This is a genomic window from Shewanella sp. TC10 (assembly GCF_009663145.1).
Classification (GTDB): Bacteria; Pseudomonadota; Gammaproteobacteria; order Enterobacterales; family Shewanellaceae; genus Shewanella.
Map to the genome: position 1 here is coordinate 1 of NZ_VKHR01000078.1, position 21,448 is coordinate 21,448.

15 protein-coding genes are annotated in these 21,448 nt (G+C 41.5%); 8 read left to right on the forward strand and 7 right to left on the reverse strand.

The genetic code is table 11. The features are described from left to right. Positions 1 to 103: 103 nt before the first annotated feature. The 3 genes from FNZ24_RS19645 to FNZ24_RS19655 form a co-directional block, all read right to left on the reverse strand. Positions 104 to 1,348 carry an OprD family outer membrane porin gene (locus FNZ24_RS19645; protein ID WP_194945104.1) on the reverse strand — a complete coding sequence of 415 codons (1,245 nt, stop codon included), beginning with the start codon at positions 1,346 to 1,348 and terminating at the stop codon, positions 104 to 106. Positions 1,349 to 1,413: 65 nt separating this feature from the next. After that, positions 1,414 to 1,767 (reverse strand): cytochrome c3 family protein, encoded by a 354-nt coding sequence (locus FNZ24_RS19650; RefSeq protein ID WP_153916499.1) that lies wholly within the window; start codon positions 1,765 to 1,767, stop codon positions 1,414 to 1,416. Between the two features lie 70 nt (positions 1,768 to 1,837). Beyond that, the gene (locus FNZ24_RS19655) at positions 1,838 to 3,517 is read right to left on the reverse strand and encodes an FAD-binding protein (protein ID WP_153916500.1); all 1,680 of its coding nucleotides are present in this window, start codon (positions 3,515 to 3,517) and stop codon (positions 1,838 to 1,840) included. Between the two features lie 446 nt (positions 3,518 to 3,963). Here FNZ24_RS19655 and FNZ24_RS19660 point away from each other — a divergent pair, with 446 nt between their 5' ends. The 4 genes from FNZ24_RS19660 (at position 3,964) to FNZ24_RS19675 (ending at position 8,848) form a co-directional block, all read left to right on the forward strand. Beyond that, on the forward strand, positions 3,964 to 4,683 hold the full coding sequence (locus tag FNZ24_RS19660) for a FadR/GntR family transcriptional regulator (RefSeq protein WP_102526441.1): 720 nt from the start codon (positions 3,964 to 3,966) through the stop codon (positions 4,681 to 4,683). A gap of 119 nt (positions 4,684 to 4,802) precedes the next feature. After that, the gene (locus FNZ24_RS19665) at positions 4,803 to 5,741 is read left to right on the forward strand and encodes a LysR family transcriptional regulator (RefSeq protein ID WP_153916501.1); all 939 of its coding nucleotides are present in this window, start codon (positions 4,803 to 4,805) and stop codon (positions 5,739 to 5,741) included. 196 nt (positions 5,742 to 5,937) lie between these two features. Further along, entirely contained in the window at positions 5,938 to 7,878 is a 1,941-nt protein-coding gene (locus FNZ24_RS19670) for a TonB-dependent receptor domain-containing protein (RefSeq protein WP_153916502.1), read from the forward strand. A 13-nt stretch (positions 7,879 to 7,891) separates the two neighbouring features. Beyond that, on the forward strand, positions 7,892 to 8,848 hold the full coding sequence (locus FNZ24_RS19675) for an alpha/beta hydrolase (RefSeq protein ID WP_153916503.1): 957 nt from the start codon (positions 7,892 to 7,894) through the stop codon (positions 8,846 to 8,848). A 437-nt stretch (positions 8,849 to 9,285) separates the two neighbouring features. On the opposite strand, the gene FNZ24_RS19680 is transcribed toward FNZ24_RS19675, so the two are convergent. Continuing rightward, a complete protein-coding gene (locus FNZ24_RS19680; RefSeq protein WP_153916504.1) occupies positions 9,286 to 9,642 on the reverse strand; it encodes a RidA family protein in 357 nt (118 codons plus the stop codon). Between the two features lie 208 nt (positions 9,643 to 9,850). On the opposite strand from FNZ24_RS19680, the gene FNZ24_RS19685 reads away from it, so the two are divergent. Further along, a complete protein-coding gene (locus FNZ24_RS19685; RefSeq protein ID WP_153916505.1) occupies positions 9,851 to 10,783 on the forward strand; it encodes a LysR family transcriptional regulator in 933 nt (310 codons plus the stop codon). Between the two features lie 169 nt (positions 10,784 to 10,952). On the opposite strand, the gene FNZ24_RS19690 is transcribed toward FNZ24_RS19685, so the two are convergent. Next, positions 10,953 to 11,495 (reverse strand): outer membrane beta-barrel protein, encoded by a 543-nt coding sequence (locus tag FNZ24_RS19690; RefSeq protein WP_153916506.1) that lies wholly within the window; start codon positions 11,493 to 11,495, stop codon positions 10,953 to 10,955. 405 nt (positions 11,496 to 11,900) lie between these two features. Here FNZ24_RS19690 and FNZ24_RS19695 point away from each other — a divergent pair, with 405 nt between their 5' ends. Genes FNZ24_RS19695 through FNZ24_RS19705 form a run of 3 tightly spaced genes read left to right on the forward strand, consistent with a single transcriptional unit; the run spans position 11,901 to position 17,543 of the window. Continuing rightward, positions 11,901 to 12,995 carry an efflux RND transporter periplasmic adaptor subunit gene (locus tag FNZ24_RS19695; protein ID WP_194945105.1) on the forward strand — a complete coding sequence of 365 codons (1,095 nt, stop codon included), beginning with the start codon at positions 11,901 to 11,903 and terminating at the stop codon, positions 12,993 to 12,995. Positions 12,996 to 12,997: 2 nt separating this feature from the next. Beyond that, positions 12,998 to 16,048 (forward strand): efflux RND transporter permease subunit, encoded by a 3,051-nt coding sequence (locus FNZ24_RS19700; protein ID WP_153916508.1) that lies wholly within the window; start codon positions 12,998 to 13,000, stop codon positions 16,046 to 16,048. Further along, positions 16,035 to 17,543, forward strand: a complete 1,509-nt coding sequence (locus FNZ24_RS19705) for an efflux transporter outer membrane subunit (RefSeq protein ID WP_153916509.1) — start codon at positions 16,035 to 16,037, stop codon at positions 17,541 to 17,543. Before FNZ24_RS19700 ends, FNZ24_RS19705 begins: the two co-directional genes overlap by 14 nt. Positions 17,544 to 17,665: 122 nt before the next feature. On the opposite strand, the gene FNZ24_RS19710 is transcribed toward FNZ24_RS19705, so the two are convergent. Together FNZ24_RS19710 and FNZ24_RS19715 are read right to left on the reverse strand one after the other, a co-directional pair. Continuing rightward, complete coding sequence (locus tag FNZ24_RS19710; protein ID WP_153916510.1) at positions 17,666 to 18,301, reverse strand: hypothetical protein; 636 nt, start codon at positions 18,299 to 18,301, stop codon at positions 17,666 to 17,668. A gap of 97 nt (positions 18,302 to 18,398) precedes the next feature. Then, positions 18,399 to 20,618 carry an LruC domain-containing protein gene (locus tag FNZ24_RS19715; RefSeq protein WP_228768554.1) on the reverse strand — a complete coding sequence of 740 codons (2,220 nt, stop codon included), beginning with the start codon at positions 20,616 to 20,618 and terminating at the stop codon, positions 18,399 to 18,401. Between the last annotated feature and the right edge of the window lie 830 nt (positions 20,619 to 21,448).

Below are 21,448 nucleotides of genomic sequence, written 5' to 3' on the forward strand. Positions count from 1 at the left end.
GTTCGAAATCTAAACCCCAATTTCATCATCATATATCCCCATAGCAAAGGGCCGTCTCCCTGCGGCCCTTTKCTATGGGGATATATGATGATGAAATTGGGGTTTAGATTTCGAACTTGTAGTAGACGTAAAAACGTGTGTCCGTGAGGTCATCGCCAGTCGCATAATTAACAATGGCGTGACGAGCACGCAGGCTCAAACCTTCCACATATTCGTTCATATCGTAACGTACAGATATGTCAGTTTCGTCGATGTCTTTGCTTGCATCACCATCGACTTCGTAGCTAGCATAATTTAAGTATGCGCTTACTCCTTTGAGTGCAGAACTCGGTGCAAAGCGATACGCTAGTTGAGCAGCGTATGCATCTTCATTTGCTCTAGCTGACTGAACAACCTGTTGAATGATGACCTTCTCGTCACCAAAAGGAGCCACGATGTCGCCTTCACCCGTTGTGACATACTTTACAGTTGCATCAAAACCATTCCATTTCATCCCAAGATGAAAACCAGCTTGATATGTATCAAACTCTGCTTCTGTACTATTAAGGCTACCTTGTGAGTCTTGTTTTAAATAAGAAGGTTTGAAATACCAATTCGTCGCGCCTAAGTCACCACTCATATTGAGTTTAAAATAGGTTTGGTTATACACATCTTCCATGGTGTAGTGCCAAATGCTTGCTTTAGTTTCAACCTGCTCAAATGGCAAGGTATAGTCAAAGCCCAAAGCTAGCATTGGGTTATCTTCTACATCTACGACAACTCCCTTACGGGCAAATTCGCTTTTTACACCGTCTGCTACACTACCAAACTCTTCAGCAGTCCAGCCCATATAATCTGTTATATACAGTGCTGTAATTGCTAAGTTATCGATTGAGGTGTTTTTAACACTTGCGCCACGGTAAGTGAAAGGAATCGCTCTCAAAGGAAAGGGGTTCATCATTGGAGTCCGTAACTCTTGAGCACCAATTGTAATTTTTGTGTCGTACCAATTACCGCTGACAAAATACTCTTGTAAACGATTAACCGATTCTCTTTCGTTTGCACTACCAGGAGCGCCACCACCAACTAAACCGTAAATAGCGTCATCGGTGTCCCAAATAGGGTTCGCTGAGGCAAATGAGCCGCCGAAGCTAACACCATTAGCTTCACCTGATCGCAAGTAAAAAAGCCCGCCAAATGAAGTGTCACGTCTGTCGGCGCTTTCACCATCGAAGTCTCTTTGGAAATCAAATAGTTGTAGCTGGCCTTTAAAGGTCGCGTCATTAAATAGGTTAGCAATAGGCTCAGCTGAATGAGCAGAGCTAGCCACTAAACATGCTGCGACTAATGGAAGTAATTTTGTGTTCATTTTTATCATCCTTGTATAACTTTGATTATTTTTGAATCAATGAGCTAAAACATTTCGTCGATTGATTACGGGGTCACAAAATCAAAACGTTGATGACAACCAACACAATAGTTTTCCGACTCTTTGTGTTGGTGATGACAGTAATTACAATTGGTTTCAGTATCGAAATGGCGATTCTTATGTGGGTTTGTTGGTTCAAAGTCAGCTGTTGTTTCTGCTAAATCAGCTGTGTCATGACATGCTAAACATTGAGTCATACGGACTTCTTCTTTTTTGTTTTTAGCGTGACAGTCATTGCACTCAAGACCTGCGTCTTTATGAGTAACTTCTAACAACGGGGCATCATTAGCCATTGCGTTACTTGCAAATATGCTCAATACAAGAGAAAACATCATGTTGTGGATTGTTAATTTTTTCATTTTTTAGTTCCGTTTTTCTATTTGGTAGACTGCCTAAAATCAGGCATCCACTTTGTTGTTCGTTAATGCACTAAAGCTTTGCCACATACTTTCCGGCTAAATAACCAAATGTGTAACAACGACCTAGAGACAAACCGAAAACGGTAAGTGGGTAATCAACACCGCCGTAAAAACCGCCAGCCATGTTGCCAATGACAAATAGGCCGTCAATCTTATTGCCATCAGCATCAAGTGCTTGATGGTTCTTATCGACTAGCATTCCTGAACAAAGGGTTGAAACGCGCATGCGTCGGTGAATACCGTAAAAAGGAGGCTTAAGAACTGGCACCATTTTTGACGAAGGCTTACCAAAGTCGTCATCCATTCCTGTTTTGCACAGTTCGTTATAGCGCTTAACATTGGCAACGAATGTCTTAGGATCGCATTCAAGTTTTACTGCTAGCTCTTCTAGTGTGTTAGCTGAGTAAGTATTAGTTAATGATGCATAAACACCTTTTTTCTCAGCTGGGTCTTCTGGCATGTACTTTTTCATTTGCTCTGGCGAGTAAAGCTTACCTGGCCAATCTGCAGCTTGTTCCATGTAGTTAGAGTCAAATACTTGAGAGTAATGCCCCGCATTTTCTGCATCACGTAAATAGTTGTTCATCAATGACATTGCGACAGTTTCATTGACAAAACGATTTCCTTTACGGTTAACTGCAAGGAATGGCATATCACACATTGACGCAGGACCCGCATCAAAATCATGCAACATTTTAGTGTGCCCAATAGGTTCGATAACACCGCCAGCCCAATAGACCATAGAGAAACCATCGCCATTTCGGTCCATTTGCTTACGTTCGAAGTTCTTTAAGTCTGGGATAAAGAAGTCACACATGGCTTTGTTATTTTGGTAATCACCTGCTGAAAGAATGACGCCTTTTTTAGCCATAAACTTGTGGTAAGAACCATCGCGGTTTTGTGCAATAACGCCAATAACCTTTCCTGACTTGTCTTGAATAAGTTGATTTGCAGGCGTGTTGAAGAAGAATTTAACACCAGCTTTTTCTGCTGTTTTAGCAAGATCGCGCATACCATCACCAGTGGTATATGGTTTAGGTCCAAAATATGATGTGATGAAATTAAGCTTATGCTCAGTAACACCATGAATTCCATGCTGTGGACCAGTACCTTGATCAACAACTTGTGCACCACCTTTTTTAGCTCGATCGATTACCCATGAAACCGCTTCACCAGAATTGTAAGCCCACTCTCTTAAAAGGTCTGGGCTACAACGATGCGCGCTGTCACTCATAAGTCGAGCTACCATTGCTTCGACAGCAGCTTTGTCACAATTAGGTAAATCTAGGCCTGAACCAGTGTTACCTTGGGAGACCACAATAGCTTGCTTTTGTAGTACAGCAACTTTAGCGCCATTTTCTGCAGCAGATAATGCAGCAGGTACGCCTGAAGCACCGGCACCGACAACCACGACATCAAAAGTTTGTGTAGAAGATATTTGACTGTCTTTGATCGGTTTTGGTTTTGGCATGAAGTCTAAAGTTGCGCCACCATCTGAGCTTTTAGCAACATGTTCCATATTATTTGCCGTAGCAGCTTGCGCTCTGACACCTGTTAACCCAGTAAATGCAACAGCCCCCGTCCCCATTGCTGCGCGTGACAGAAAGCTTCGGCGTGAAATACCATTTTGCAATACATGGCTTGTATATTGATCCATGACTTTGCTTTCCGGTGTTTTGTTCTTACTCATTTTCATACTCCTTCCACCCTGCGATTACCTGTGGTTATCATCATTAACAACACATTAAATGCGCTTATAACCGCATTGGATTTTTGTTTACCAGCTTAAGAATTTAGGGCTTTGCGGTAGCTTGATATTGTTCAAACTTCATCTCCCTTCTAAATATCAAATATATGACATTTGATTGGTGAAATGTATGACATTTAATTTTGTAAGTACACTTTGTTGATTTGAAGTTGTAAAAAGGGTCACAGATTCAGCTGTTTTCAGTGTGAGCTCACTAAAATAAAGTTTTAGCAACATAAACTGTCTAGTTAATGTTGTTTTTTTATACTTATCTCGCTAGGTGGTAGCAATTATCTAACATCTTGACCAGAGAGATATGTTATCTATGGCTCTCCTCAATAAATATGGATGTGATATTATTAAGTTTGAATAATTTTTAAGGGTTTATCTTGAGCAACTTCACTCCAATCAAGCAAGTAAAGGCCTCTGATGAGGTTTTCAATCAATTAAAAGCGGCTATTTTCGATAGTCAGTACCTTGCTGGTGACAAGTTACCTTCAGAGCGTGAACTGATCGAAACATTTAGCGTTAGTCGCACGGTAGTAAGAGAATCAATTAAGGCTCTAGAAGCTCATGGATTAGTTGAAATAAAACAGGGGGCAACTGGTGGCGCTTTTGTAAAGCAAATGACCTTCGAGCGCCTAACTACTGCAACAAAAGATTTGTTTTTTCTAAATCAAATGTCGTTCAAAGAAATTTGTGAAGCAAGACTTGAAATAGAGCCTATGGTTGCTCGGTTAGCAGCAGAAAAATGCACTGATGAATTTAAAGATTTACTTTTAGAGGCTTGTGCTAGAGAAAATGATTCACTGGAGTATCCTGAAACGGTTTCTTTGAGGAGCCAAGTTCATTACATACTTGCAGATATGTGTGGAAATCGTTTTTTGACAGCAATAGATAAATCTTTAATTCAATTAGTCGCAAAAATTGCACATAGAATTAAACCTGATACTGATGAAATTCATCCTGCTGGCCTGCATGACGATTTAGTGCAAGCAGTGATCAATCAAGATGCTGTTGAAGCTGAGAAATTAATGCATCAACATTTGAAAGAATTCTTGGATATATTACAAAAAATTGAAGCTGATTATAGAGAGCAGCATAGTTAGTATATTGTTCAAATTGAGGTTTGATTATCACTTACTATATATGTAATTAATTGAAATCAAAAATTAAGTTCAACACATAAAATATTACAAGTGATTTTTCTTCTGGACATTATAAGCTTATGAATCTTTCCCAAATAGATTTAAACCTACTTTTCGTATTAAAGCATTTACTAGAAGAGAAGCACGTTTCAAATACGGCGATGTCATTAAACATGAATCAATCGTCAGTTAGTCGTACACTCCAAAAAATGAGAGTGCTGTTTGATGATGAGTTATTGGTTCGTAAGAAATATGGCTATGAATTAACGCCAAAAGCCGAATCAATTAAGGATGATATCAATACTATTACTATCAATCTTGAAAAACTTATTCATAAGCAATCTTTTGATCCTAAAACAGTAAGTAGCACAGTAAAAATTTATGGTTTACTACCACAAATCAATACCTTGATGCCTAAAGTCATTGCAAGAATTCGTCAAGAAGCACCTAGTTTAGTGGTAAGTATTGATTCTGTGCCAAGACGTCACTTTGATGCTTTAGTTGAAGGTGATGTTCATTTTGCTCTGTCATCCCATCAGCCGCCTAATGCAGAACAAAATATCTATCGCATGATTTTAGCCTCTAGAACTTTTAGGCTATTAATGAGCCGTGATCACCCTTTAGCTAATGAAGAACTGACACCAGAAAAATTAGCAGAATTTCATTTCGGCCAAACTTCATTGCAAGGGGAGAAGAAACTCTCATTTGAACATAAATACCAAGAATTAGGCTTAGCAAATAAAAAACATCGTTTATCAGCACCTGTTCAAGTTAACAATTTTGGTGCTGCACCAAGTATTGCGGCAGAAACAGATATTATTTTCCATTTACCGACCCCATTTGCTGAAGAAGCTTGTCATGATCCCCGCCTTATAACTCGTGAGGTACCTGAGGAGCTTCATTTAAGTTTTCAACACGTCTACTTATATTGGCACAAGCGGTTTAATGACGACCCAATGTGTGAGTGGGTTCGTGAGATATTTAAATCACTTTATGTAGGTCAAAATACTGACTCTTAGCTGTCATTTCAGCATCTCCTTGTTACTTCCTAAAATTGAGTGAGCTAGCTCACAAAAGCATATACAGCTAACCACTATGCATTTATGGCATAGCGACATTCTATTTTTACGATAAAGTTACACTTGAATTGAAAAGTTTTAACTGATTAAATGCGAATGATTATCAAGTGCAACTTTTATATCATGTAGAGCTAAAATGACAACTATTCATATTTTTCGTCACTCAATTATTGCAAAATCTCTTGCTACCGCTTGTCTTGTATTTCCTGTCATTAGCGCTGCCAACGAGCTAAAGGAAGATATGGGGGATGTAAACGACGTTATGGAAACAATTGTTGTCACTGCTTCAGGGTTTGAGCAAGCGATAACTGAAGCACCTGCATCGATAAGCTTAATTACTCGCGAACAACTTGAAAATCGCGCTTATAAAGATCTTACCGATGCATTGCGTGATGTTCCTGGTGTTACTGTTACTGGTGGTGGATCAGCTCAAGATATTTCTATTCGTGGTATGCCTGCCGAATATACGGCTATTTTAATTGACGGTCGCAAACAATCTGGCCGTGAAACTCAACAAAATAGTAGCGGGGGCTTTGAGCAAGATTGGCTACCACCTCTTAGCGCAATTGATCGTATTGAAGTTGTTCGAGGGCCTATGTCAACGTTATATGGCTCAGATGCCATTGGCGGTGTGATTAACATTATTACCCGTAAAGATTATAAAGAATGGCATGGCAGTGTTCGTGCTGAAGCTACATTGCAAGAAAATTCTGATTCAGGTGATTTTTATCAAGGCCAAGTTAATCTTGCTGGCCCATTAATTAATGGGTTGTTGAGCACTTCATTTTCTGGCTTATATCAGGAGCGAATAGAAGATGAAATTTTATATGGCTATGGCGGTAAAACGCTTGGAAGCTATCGTGGATCTTTGCATTTAACACCAACTGATGATGATACATTTTCACTTGATTTTACCCATCATGAGCAACAACGAGTCACCACCGAAGGAAAGTCTAAAACCTCTGACTCAGTACGCGATAATAATCGTCAGTCAATCAGCTTATCGCATTCAGGTAACTATGACTGGGCTTCTGGTACTTCATATATAGATAATGAAGTCGTTGAAAATGAAGGTGGTGAATTAGAAGTAGAAAACCTCAGTTTTAACACGCAGTGGTCTGTTCCCATTTTTGACTCACATTATATGACTATTGGTGCAAGCTATGAACATCAAGAGCTAACCGATTTTGCTGAGGATTATGTATTTACTAATTCACAATGGTCGATATTTGCTGAAGATGAATGGTATATCACTGATGATTTTGCGTTAACAACAGGGCTACGATTCGACAAGAATGATGTCTTTGATGCACAACTTAGTCCACGTATTTACGGTGTGTGGAGTGTTGATACAAACTGGACTTTAAAGGGGGGCGTATCAACAGGGTATCGAGCTCCAAGCTTAACTGAAATGGAAGAAGGTTGGGCTCAAGAAAGCTGCAGTGGTAATTGTTCAGTTTTTGGTAATCCAGATCTAAAGCCTGAAAAGTCTGTTAACAGTGAAGTCGGACTTTACTATGCTGGAGATAATGATTTTAATACCAGTCTCACAGTTTATTACAGTGACTTTCAAGACAAAATTGACAAGTTAGAGCTCGATACTAACTGTGGCTCACGTGGTTGTGACTCTACGTATGTCAATATTGAAGACGCCACTACTTATGGTGCAGAATACTCCGTTAGTAAGGGAGTTTCAGACTCGATAAAATTAAGCTCGACCTACACTTACACCTATTCAGAAAAAAAATCAGGTGAAGATGAAGGTAAGCCACTAACTCAAACCCCCAAACATCTAATGACTGTTAATGCTGATTGGCAAATTAAGGATGATCTGCAATCTTGGGCTCGTGTTACCTACAGAGGTAAAGAATCTGAGCCGACAACAACAAGTTCACGAACTCAATATATTGCACCAGCAATTACCTATGTTGATTTAGGTGCGACTTGGCAAATTAAAGGTAACTTCAAACTAATGGGCGGGATTTACAACCTATTTGATGAAGATACTAATTATGACGAATTTGGCTATATCGAAGATGGGCGTCGTTACTGGCTAGCTGCTGAAGTCTCTTTTTAATTTAGGAAAACCTGTGAGAATAATTCTAAAATTTATACTGTTGTCAGCTCTTGGTATATCTACGTCTCAGGCAAATGATACTACTGAGTTAGCGAACACTTTGAGCACTAGCACATTGTTCAGTGTTCAGAAAGACATAGTATTTAAAACCATTGAAAACCGAGACATTAAGCTTGACCTCTATCGACCTAAAGCCAGCAGTGACAAACCATATAAATTACTTATTTGGATTCATGGTGGAGCTTGGAAGCGTGGTTCAAAAGATGCGCTTCCTAATAAGAATCCGTTACTTTTAAATTCAGTTATCAATGCAGGTTATGCTTTAGCATCGGTGAATTATCGTTTAAGCACGGAGGCTACTTTCCCTGCACCTGTAGCCGATATTAATGATGCGATAAATTACCTACAAGCTAATGCAACACAATATCAAATTACAGCTGATAATGTAGTCATGATGGGACGTTCAGCAGGGGGGCATTTAGCTGGATTAATTGGCGCAACCAACACCTCTGCTAACGTTGATTTTTATGAAAAACCTCGTTATCAGGTTTCAGCCGTTGTTAGCTTTTTTGGCCCTACAGATATGATACAGCTTGGTAACAAGCCTGCTAGAAAATCCAATAATGGTTCAGGTAAAAAAGCGGCTACAAAGTCCAGTAAAAAATCATCAGTAGCTCGCTTTCTAGGAGATATTCCAAAAAATGTACCTGATATAGCTAAACAAGCCTCTACAACAAGTTATATCAATATGAAAACACCGCCATTTATCATGCTTCATGGCACTTTAGATAAACAAGTCCCTTTATCGCAAAGTGAAATGCTTAAAACCTTACTTGATGAGCAAGGTGTGTTAAATCAGCTCTACATAGAGGAAGGTGTTGGCCATAGTGCACCGGTGTTTGACACTGATAAATATGTCCCGCATGTGATGGACTTTTTACAGCAACATTTTCCTATTGTGGTTAAATAAAAGGTTAATAAATTTGCACAGTGCAAGCAGTCATACTCTAGGATAGCTATAGTATTCTGGGTTTTGAGAAATAGGTGTTTAGTTTATCTTGCCAAACAGATTAATGAATAAAACTAATTCGAAAAATTTAGATTTGTATTTTGTCTTAACTCAAAACTGTCCAAAAGTGAGTTTGGAAGTGATCAAACTTTACAATCAAAAAGTCACGTTCTTGCTCATATAAATTATCAAGCGGTTACCTTATCACCGCTCATGAAAGCGCGAGTTTTTTCAATCTTTATTATGGTCGCACAGTAATAGCCAAACGAATTAACCTACCGATGGTTATTCGAGCAAGACTCAAGTAGCCTGAGGCTACTTGAGGGAATTGAATGCTGATGGCTAACAATGGGGCTGAGATCTAAATCGATTCATTGCCCTATCGACATAAAACTATATTAAGCCTGAATTTCAGCAGCCACGACAGAAATTTCAACCAATAGTGCCTCACGTGCCATTTTAGCCGCAACACAAGCACGCGCTGGAGCATAGCCTTCTATCACCCATGCATCCCAAACCGCGTTCATTTCAGCAAAGTAAGACATGTCTTTAACGTAAATTGTGGCTGACAGCATATGCTTTTTATCACTTCCCGCTTGTAATAATAACGCTTCAACTTTGTCCAACATGGTTTGGGTTTGTTCGGTGATGTCTTTAGTGGCATCTTGGCAAACTTGGCCACATAAATAGATAGTGCCATTATGTTTTACGATGCGGCTCATTCGGGTTTTAGTTTCCATGCGTTCGATAGTCATGTTGATTCTCTTAAGTGAAAAGTGCTCGCGCTGATAATCTTGATATTATCCGATATAACTCACCACAAAAACAACTGAGGATCATTCAGCGTGTCTAAAACAGACCAGTTAAAGCTGTGAACCCACCGACGAAATCACAGGCCTAAATTGACAATATCTTTGCCAAATAACTACACTGCACTATAGCCTGAAATATTAAGAACAGCATATGCACATCAATGACTTAGAGTTATTCATCGCCGTAGCCAAATTAGGCAGTTTTTCAAAAGCGGCTGAATCATTAGATACCCGACGCGCCTTAGTCAGTCGCCGCATAGCTGATCTTGAGAAACACTTAGGTGCGCCGCTGTTCGTTCGCACCACACGCGCCATGTCGTTGACCCCAAATGGCGAGCAGTTTTTGCAACAAGTTGAGCCTTTAGTCGATCAGCTAAGAAATGCCGCTCATGTCATGCGTAATCAGCAAGCAAAATTCCAAGGTAAACTCCGTATCGGCTTAATTCCCTATAGCGATAAATTGCTCCAACGCCATATTGCTGAATTTGTCCAACAATACCCTGAAGTTCAGCTCGATATTTTTATGATAAATGGCGGCTACCGGGACTTAACTCGTCTAGGGTTAGATTTTGTGCTGTACACGGGCGAGCTAAACGACAGCAGTTTTATTGCTAAAAAGCTTACCACCTTCAAATTAAAACTCTACGCAGCTCCAAGCTACTTAGACAATCGCCCACCAATTAACACCATTGAAGACCTCAATGAGCACGTATTTATTGGTAGAAGGGAGTTTGATGGTTCTGTTGAGTCACAAATTACTTTAAATAATCAAAGTATTGATTTGAAATACAGCATTATTACCAATGAGATTAATTCGTTAATTAATTTTTGTCATGCGGGTTCAGGGATTGCCATCTTGCCATATAGTATCGTGGCTGAATCAGTGGAGTCAGGGCAGCTTGTTAGCATATTGCCTGAACTAGAGTCACTGCCATTTGAGTGTTTTCTCGTTTACCCAAGCAGAAAACACCTATCTTCAGCAGCAAAGCTATTCATTAACACCGTCGCTGAAATGGCAGAAGCTTTAGCTGATACCGAAACCGAATTTCGTAGTAAACAAAAAAAGCATAACACCAAGGACTAGTGCACAAATCTAGTCTAGGTCTTATGCTAAAAGGGTAACCATCGATGCACTCTATATCGATGAAATGTCTATCAATGCATTACCCATCAAAGTAACCTTAAAAAAGCTACAAAATAGACTCATAAATAAAGCCAATGGGTGCTTTATCATCAGGGGAGTTTAGAGCCTGCTAAAACTTATAATCCAAGGTTAAATAAACCTGTTGGCTGTTTTCAATATCGATACCATTTTCGCTGTAATCTTGCTCAAGGTAGCGATAACCTAAATCTGAAGAAAAGTGTTCATTCCATTTATATTGCAAACCAACTTGGCCACCATAAACAAAATCCGTTGATGCTCTGCCTGCCACTTTATTGTCATTTGCACCTGCAACAACACCTACGAAGAAGTTCGCATCTTTATGCATTGGGATCAGGTAATCGTAAGACACTAACCAACTGTATTGCTCTTGCTTATAGTCGCTACCAGCTACAGAGAACTTGTCTTCCATGTAACCAAACGTACCTGTTACCCGGTGCTGTTCGTTGATCAATACACCCGCACGCAATTGCCATGACATGTCTTCAGTATCTTTCTTAATGTCGCCTTTAATGGTGTCAGTTTGGTAACCTGCAGCACCACCGACAAAGTATTCGATGTCTGCAGCTTGAGCCACTGAAGTACTACCGGCCATCACACCTGCTAATAAGACTGCTTTATAAAGTTTGGTCATCATATTCACCTTTAATTCAATGTGTTATTCGAACCAACCTATCTGGTTGATGAATCACATCTTATAAAAGTGATTAGGGCTTAATAAACCCCTATAAATGATTCTCTTAGTCTCAAAAAACGGGACAATTAAATTAGTTAAATCTTTGAATTACAATGTAAAATTTTCTTATCTAAAAAACCTTATTACACATCACATCACACAACTAAGTCTTACTAAAAAGACGCCAAAGCAAAACAAAAACAACACAGCTAAACCTTAAAAATAATAACTAATATGATTCTCACACATTTGCAGGCTCGTTTTATTGTCTCAATAAAGGGGACAATAAAACTCAGAATAGCCCTCTAATGTTTCAGTTTGTATCCCCTTAGAATGAGCCATCAATTTTTGAGGGAATACACAATGAAATCCATAACCACCACATTATCAGTTATCAGCTGTTGCTTACTGACTTTGTCTGCTTGCAGTGAGCCCACTTCTGTCGCGATTAAAACCATGCAACCGATTTCTGTAATACAACTCGATAAGCATATGGATCAGCATTCACTGCGGTTTTCTGGCGTTGTTGAAGCTCAAGAAAAAGCAGATCTGTCTTTTCGAGTTTCTGGAACCTTAAACGAGTTACTGTTTGAACAAGGTGATAGCGTAAAAGCTGGTCAAGTGATCGCAAGACTTGATCCCCATGACTATCAAGTAAGAGCCAATGAACTGACGGCCCGCTTAGCTGAGGCGCAAGCCAGCTTACAACTTGCTGAAGATGAGCTTGAAAGAACTAAAATGGCCAGTGCTGACAATGCCATTTCAGATATCAGTCTACAGCGGGCTGAAACCGGGGTGGTTCGCGCTCAAGCCGGTGTTGATGTGGTCACACTCAACTTACAGCAAGCTAAAGATGCCCTAAGTTACACTGAGCTTAAAGCTCCATTTGATGGTGTTATTGGACGCAAACAGTTCGATAATTATGAACAAGTGATCCCAGGTGTTGCCTTCACGACCATTCATCAGCCAAACCGTCTTAATGCCATTGTGGATATTCCTGAAGCTCAGCTTAATGTGTTTTACCGTAATCAAACAGCAAACGTTACCGCAAACAATATGACCACTCAGCTAAACGGTAAAGTCACTGAAATCACCACGATTCCCGATCCGATTAAACGCACCTTTAGCGCCACCATTGAAATCACCGAATCAAATGACAGTTTATACCCAGGCAAAGTCGTCAATGTGCGCCTAAATGATGAAACCATCGACCCTAATAGTATTTGCCTTCCCTCTACTGCACTCATCAGTCAAGACAATGCCATTTTTATTGCCACCCTTGTTGAACAGCAAGTTAAGCGTGTGGCAGTCAATGTGACTAAGACAGGTAGAAATCAAAGCTGTGTCGTTGCCGCCAATAACAACACCTTATCAGGAGATGAAACCGTAATTGTTGCAGGGGCATCATTCTTGTCTGAAGGTCAGGTGGCGACCAACCTTGTTGAGTTAGGAGAATAGCCATGAATTTTGCTGAATTTGCAATTCGTCAGCGGGTATTCATTACCTTCTTTACAGTATTGGCTGTTATTGCTGGGATCTATTCTTACTTCGACTTAGGTAAATTAGAAGACCCCTCTTTTACGGTTAAAACTGCTGTGGTCGTGACCCTATACCCTGGCGCATCGGCCAGTGAAGTCGAAAACTTAGTGACCGACAAAGTCGAAACTAAACTGCAAGAAATGGCTTCATTAAAGACCCTTAGGTCACTGTCTAAACCTGGCGTGTCGATGATATTTGTCGACTTAGTGAGTCAGACGGCATCAAGTGATTTACCCCAAGAGTGGGATTTACTGAGACGTAAAGTTAATGACATTAAGTTAGCTCTGCCGCCACAAGCGCAGATAAACATAGTTCAAGATGAGTTTTCCGAAGTCTATGGCATGCTATTCGCGATTCACAGTAACGACGCCGAAGCATATCAAATTAAGCACTACGCTGAAGAATTGCAGCGCCGTTTAAAAGAAGTCAAAGGCATTAAAAAAATCGAGCTTCACGGGGTGCAAAACCGCGTGGTCAATATCGATATCAGTGATGAGCGAATTGCCGAATCAGGGCTATCTTCAGCCCAAGTGCTTAACCAACTCAATAGCCAAAACATGTCCCTTGATGCGGGCAGCTTTGAAGTGGGTATTGAGCGAGTACGAGTCGCCCAAAGCGGTGCGTTTAATAGCATCGAAGACATCAAAAACCTATCAATTAAAACCGGTGTAGGCCAGCTATCCAGTGGCTTAGTTCGCCTCGGTGATGTGGCCGATATTTATTATGATTATCAAAAACCTGCATTAACTCAAAGTCGCTTTAATGGCGAGCCAGCCGTCACCCTAGCGGTGAGCCCTGTTTCTGGCATAAACGTGGTGTCTCTTGGTGAAGAATTACTTAATATTATTGACAACTATCAAGCGGAATTGCCTGTCGGTGTGACCATTAGCACTATCGCGTTTCAGCCTGAAGAAGTGCATAAATCGATTACGAGCTTTGTGTCTAACCTTATCGAAAGTATTGCGATTGTGGTCGTGGTGCTATTGATATTTATGGGCTGGCGCAGTGCAGCTATTGTCGGTTCAAGCTTACTGTTTACCATCTTATTTACGCTTATTTATATGAACGTATCAGGGGTGGATTTACAGCGGGTGTCTGTGGGCTCATTTATCCTTGCCCTAGGTATGTTGGTTGATAACGCCATTGTGATTACCGATATGTTTGCCGGTAAACTTAAACAAGGTATGGCCAGACTGGAAGCTGCTAAAAGTTGTATTAGCGAAACTGCACTGCCACTTTTAGGCGCGACAATTATTGCCATTATGGGCGCAGCGCCTGTGGTGTTTTCAACGACTGATGCATCTGAGTTTTCAATCTCCATCATTCAAATTCTAGGTAGCTCATTATTACTGTCGTGGATTATTGCCATGACATTAACGCCGCTGATGTGTTGGGCATTCATTAAAGTGGATGTGAAGGATAGCGAAGACAAACCCAACCTATTCATGACCAAATTGAGCTTGGCAGTGCAATGGGTTATTCGTCACCCTAAATACACCATCAGTTGGGTTGTTGTGGCTGTGGCCGTTACCGCAACAGTTGTACCATCAATCAAAATTAACTTTTTCCCAAGTTCTGACCGAGCCATGGTGTTCCTTGATTATTGGCTCCCCAACGGCAGTCGTATTGAAGATGTTTCAAGCGATATGCAACAGATTGAAAAATGGTTAATGGCGCGCCCAGAGGTAAGCAGTATCTCAACCTCTATTGGCGCGAGTGCACCACGTTTTTCAGTGACTGTAGAGCCTGAACCTATGGACAGCAGTTATGGGCAAATTTTAATTAATACCCACAAATTTGAAGATATCACCTCACTGGTAACCGATGGCAATATTTGGCTAGCTAACACGTTCCCCCAAGCGCAGCCACGCTTTAGGGATCTCAAACTCGCAACCAAAGACAAGTTTAATATCGAAGCGCGTTTTTCTGGCCCTGACCATAAGGTATTACAACAGCTTTCAGAGCAAGCACAGAGCATCATTAACCAGCACCCTCATACTCGTTATGTTCGTGATGACTGGCGCCAAGAAAGCAAGGTCATGATCCCAGTCATGAACCAAGAGCAAGCAAGATTGGCAGGCATTAATCGCACCGATATTTCCTTAGCTCTCAAGCGCGCCACTGACGGATTAACCATTGGCCAGCTTCGTGAAAACGACACCTTAATGCCGATTTTATTTAAATCCACCAATGCCAGTATTGACGATATTGGCGATATTCCCGTGCGCTCATTTATGGGTTTACACAGTGTGCCTTTAGCCCACGTGGTGGACTCCTTTGAAATACAAGGTGAGCAAAGCATGTTGTGGCGCCGTGATCGCGTCCCCACCCTAACAGTGCAAGCTGGCGTTGTGGGCGATGCCGTTGGCAAAGTGCGCAACGAAATCAGTAGTCAAATTGAAGCCATTGAACTGCCAGCAGGTTACAAGCTTGAGTGGGGCGGTGAATATGCTGATGAAAAAGAAGCCATTGATGACTTAATTAAACAAACCCCCAAATCATTACTGATTATGGTGGTCATCTTAATGGCACTGTTCAGTGCTTATCGACAACCCACCATCATCTTTATGCTTGTGCCATTGGCTGGTATGGGTGTTTGTTGGAGCTTGCTGATTTTTGATAAGCCCTTTGGCTTTATGGCATTAGTCGGAGCAATTGCATTGTCGGGAATGATCATTAAAAACGGCATTGTATTAGCGGACCAAATTGAACTAGAGCGACGCAATGGTAAATCACTGGATGACTCAATCTTATCAGCCACACTAAACCGTACTATGGCGATTTCGATGGGGGCATTAACAACTGCACTGGGCATGGTGCCACTGCTTAGCGATCTATTATTCGATCAAATGGCAGCAACCATTATCGGCGGCTTATTTGTAGCGACCTTTTTAACCTTGTTGCTTATGCCTGCACTCTACAAACTATTCTTTAAAAATGACTCTCAGGAGGTTGCCAATGAAAAAGCGTAATCTATCTCTGCTTATTGGCCTATTACTCACTGGTTGTAGTATGACTCCAGACTATCAAGTCAACGACACCATCACTGTAGATGCTGTGTACTTACATGATGCCACTCAAGGTGAAAGTCATATCGAGCACGATGCTTGGTGGAAAAAGTTTAACGATCCGCAACTTGATCAATTAATTGAACAGGTGCAGCAACAAAACATCACCATTCAATTAGCTGCCCAGCGTATTCAGTCAGCAAAAGCTTACGAGACGAGTATATCGTCCTTTAAAATTCCCACAGTGTCGGTCGGTGCGGGTGGTTTTTCCTATGGCATCTCTGAGAAAGATCCTCTGCTAGGTGGCGCTGTATCTGGGATCAACTTAGGTGGGCAAAAACTGGCATTAGATAACGATTATCAAGGCACGGTTGTAGGCGCGAACATCAGCTGGGAAATGGATATTTTTGGCAAAATTGATTCTCTCAGTAACGCAGCCAGTATTCGCATAGAGCAGGCAGAAATTATTCAACAAGGCATGGTGACCTTAATCACTGCCGATGTGGTGCATAACTACCTGCAATATCGCGGCGCACAAGCAAGGTTAGCCATTGCAAAACGTAATATTGATGAGCAGCAACAAACCCTAGATATGGTAAAAAGCTTAGTCAAAAGCGGTTATGGTTCAGAGCTCGATTTAGCCAATGCCAGTGCCGCGTTAGCCACAGTAAAAGCTACCCAGACGGTATTTGAGACCGCTGAAAAAGTGCACTTATATCGACTAGCAACACTATTAGGTCAACATCCGTCTCAGGTAACCCATAAATTTAGTCAAGCACCGCTGCCTTTAGTCACTGGCCAAATTCCTGTGGGGCTACCTTCTGATTTATTAAAACGTCGCACCGACATTGCCTTTGCAGAGCGTGACATGGCGGCCATTAATGAAGAGCTCGGTGCCAGTATTGCAGCACAGTACCCAAGCTTTTTTATTACCGCATCGCCTGCCACACTGGCTAAAAATGCCGATGACTTGTTTAGCTCAGGCTCAGCCTCATGGATGGGCGGGATAGGTGTTAAGTGGAATATTATCGATGGCGGCCGCGGTCAAGCTATGGTCGACCTGCAAGAGTCTCGCTTTAAGCAAGCGAGCTTAGGTTACCAACAAACCGTGAACGATGCGTTTAATGAAGTTGAAACCAGCCTAATGAGCTATGGCAATAGCCTTAAGTTTTATCAGCAATTAAACGCAGCTGCCAACCAAACTCAAACTGCGGTAAGTAAAGCCAAAAGCTTGTATAAAGCAGGTTTAATCGACTACTTACAAGTATTAGATGCGCAAAGGCAAGACAACTTAATGCAAGACGGTTTAGTAGTGGCTCAGCTCAATATTGCCAGTAACCTTATTTTAGTCAATAAAGCATTAGGCGGGGATTGGAGCGCCGCTAAAAGTACACAGCTACTGGATAAGAAAGTACAAGCTAATCAAGTACAAAATAAGCAAGCTCAAGCGGTTGAGTAAGCTTATTTAGTCAGATGAAAAAATCCCCTTATGCATCATCTTAATGTGATGCTCAGGGGATTTTAACGCGTTCAACTTTTATCTCGAATGAGTTGGTTGAATCATGGTTACATTAGCTGTAACTAGTTAATGGTTAAGGTTTGCTCATCAGCTTCCATATCGTAAGACCACATTTGATATATTGGATCTGAACCATTATAAAACCACACGACTGCCACTAAGTGTTGTTGATGGTTCGCCACCAGCAAATCTTCACCTAGGCTGCCTTCATTAAGCGCACCACGTAATAAACATGATTCAAAGTTCACCGTAATTTCTGCACCATTTTGCTCATATTGATCGCAAAGCGAAAAATATCCTCGCTTGGTTGAATCAAGACCCACACTAATGGCTAGATTAAACGCCGCTTGCAAATCAAAGTCAGCATCTACCACTAAGTCATCAATCGAAGTTGCTGGAGGCGTTGGCTCAGTTGGCGGTGTTTCAGGATCTGGGTCAACTGGCGTCTCCGGTGTCGTTGGGGTAGTAGGCGTCGTTGGTGTTGTCGGCGTCGTTGTCGTAGTAGTCGGTGTTGACGCTGCTGGTGCTGGAGAACTGTCATCTCCGCCACCGCCTCCGCCACATGCGGTTAGTTGTGTCAGTAGTAATACCATCGCAATGCCGCTGACTTTTAAGGTTTTAACCGAGTGCGCTGGCTGCTGAGTGTGTTGAGCTGCTGAGGCACTTTCTTGCGTTTTACTGTTCATTAATGTGTTCATAATAGTTACCTTTAAATTCCGTTTATGACTTAAATTCAATGTGTTTGTATTTGCTGTAATTCGTTAAGCACTCATTTTTTAGAGTCAGTTTTAAAAACTAGTCTTTGAAAATTAACGAATCCTCTGCATTTAGGTACCAATAAGGCTTGGTTTCACCTGTTGCATCTGCGGCAAATTCAATAAACTCAATGTAGGCATTATCAACACGTTGTAACTCAGCAGGATGCTGCCATGTGTCAGGTACCTCAATCGCCCAGCTCATACCGTTTTGGTCTTGGAAATACTGGCCTTGTGAAGCCGCCGAAGCATCGTCATGCATACCCAAAAAGCGCGTATCAAATAAATCCGTTGGGGCTTTATTTTTCAAATGGATTTCTAGCTTACGGCCTGGGTTTTGACCATCTGTGATGTTTTTAGCGGCCAAGCCATGATCGGTACCAGGCGTCGCGAAAATAAATGGGTCATATGGGAATTCAGGCATATCATCAACATGAACTGAATCAATGAAAGGCACTGTCATCTGCCATGTCGCACGGTACTGAGTACCACAACCAGGCTCTGTTCTGAAATATAAGCAACCATTACCTGGCGTGGCGTGTTGCCATAAGTCTTCACTAAACACGAGTACCGCATTAGTTTGGTTTTCCTCTAATGGAGACGCTGTTTGTTTAACGCCTTGCATGCTCCAATCAATCGCCGACTCTTGAACGTTACCACGGCCAATTTCAGGTAGCTGCACTGCAAAACCATTATGGTAAGCAGCGCCCATTGCAACCAACTGAGCATCAAATGCTACACGGCGCACCATGTCATTTTTACTGAACTGGCTGATACGTAATTGCATCACCACATCGTTCATATCAAAGTCACCTTGGTTCGGATATAAATCCTCATAGGCAAGTGTTGTGTACTCAGACGAAGACGGATAATAGCTAATGGAAATCCCAGTTTCAGTGACTGTCAGTGGGTAATCTTCCACCTCACCATCACTTACACCACCATTAGGCAGTAAGTCCGCCACTGAACTGAAGCGAAAACGTGACCATGTCTCACCTGTTTTGGCCCAGTTAGGTACATCAATAGATAAAGTCGTGGTACCAGCACTTAACGAGCGAGCTGTAATCACTTTTTCTTCAGCATCAAATTCACCATCTTGATCCCAATCAACCCAGCCATTTAAGAAACCGCCCTCACCTTCGGTGGTGACAATTAACATTGCTGACTCACCGACTTCAAAACCAGTAGGCATACTGATCCCGTCATCATCATCGATACCATCACTTTCATCATCAGAAAGTGGTGCTGGATAACCATCTGCTTCGTTATCCACGATACTACCTAAAGACATGCCAGCAATGATGCCGTGACGGGCACCGTTTGAATCAATTAAGGTGCCGTAACTATCTGGCGCGTCACCAAAATCGACACTGTCACCCACAGGCACTTCAGCAAGCGCACAACGGGCACCGTCATTAGAGGTTGAAGACGGACCGTAAGAGAAAAGTTCAGCCGCAGGGTCGTCACTATCCACGTTAACTTTATAGACGTTACCATCACCGTTGTTACTTAAATAAAGGTTACCGTCTGGGTCAAAGAACTGCGCGCCAAAAGTAAAGCTACCGCTATCTTTAGTAATAACAGTGGCAATATTTTCTGAAGCACCGGTACTTGGGTCAATTTTGATTAATTTACCTGTACTACCATTGGTCACTGCATATAAAAAGCCATTGGTTGGATGGAAGGCAAAATCAGTCACGTTATAAGTGGCATTGTTTTTACTGCCTGGAACAATATTCATTGGGTGGTCATTACCATCAAGCGGGACGGTAAATAACCCCTTACCTTTACGATAGCCGTACCAAACGTTTTCGTTAATGGCGACGTCACCCACATAAAAGTTACCCGCAGATGCAGCAGCGGTATCCTTGTTAATCGTCATTGGCTCAACTTGATAGTCAGCCCCAACTTTACCCACGGTGCCATGTTCGTAATCCCAACCGTAGAGGTAGTTATCAAGATAACTAAAACCAACACCATTGAGTGATTTGTTGATCCCCATATCTGGCGATAACACAACATAACTACCTGTGCCGAGTTCAACACCAAATGTTTTTGGTACACCGGAAGGAGTTTGAACGATAAAGGCTTCGGTAGGACACGCTTCAAAGGCTTCAGCGGCATTGGTATTAGCGCTAAATAACGCCATGCTAGTACCAATAGCAATACTACTAAAACCAAGAATATTGATAATTTGGGAATTCAGTGGATTAACAGCTACTGTTTTCGTGTGTGATGTTCTTGCTTTGAATTTTTGCATATTGGCATCTCGCTATTCGTTATCAGGATGTGACTTGATAATGCACAGTGAGTGCCAACTTTTATTTGCACCTAAATACAGTAACTTACAGCATTTGATGAATTATTTATTTGTTTTGAAATGCATTCTGCAACGCATTCTGAATTTGGGAACTTGTGATTTTTAAGGTTGAGAATGGGTTGAATTAGTTGGATACCTTTTGTTCCAAACTTCGTTTGGATTTAAGTCAAGGTGTACCTATATTTCCAAACTCTGTTTGGATTAAGGTCAAGGTCGTGGCGCTTCTCCGACACCAGACTGCAGCTGCTCTGTTATTTTCCAAACTCTGTTTGGATTAAGATCAAAGTCGTGGCGCTTCGCCCACACCAGACGAAAGGGAAACAACAGCATTTCCCTTTTCGATATCCCTTGCCGCTCCGACGAAGTGTTGTTCCTCATGCTAAATGAGCGAATTTGCTATCGCCTCAGATTCGCCATCCCTGGCTCAACTGAGGCTATGTCGGCGTCCTGCCTCCATCACGCAAATTAGCTCAACGCATTCGGACACTTCCAACGGAGTCTATTGAGCCCGAAGATTCATTTGTTATWGCTAGATTAAAAAATCTTTTAAAGGATTGAATACTTAACTTGAATTGAGGCAATCGAGAAAATCGCGTGAGTCTGGCCATGGCCTACTGAAATTGAGTATATGTAAATGAAGTATTGAATTGGTGGCTCCAAAACTTGTTAGCAGCTTTAGTCAGCTAATGATTTCTATTTGAATAGAATCTAAATCAAGGTCGTGGGTTTTCCACCCACACCCGACCAAGAGGGTATTACTGTTGATACCC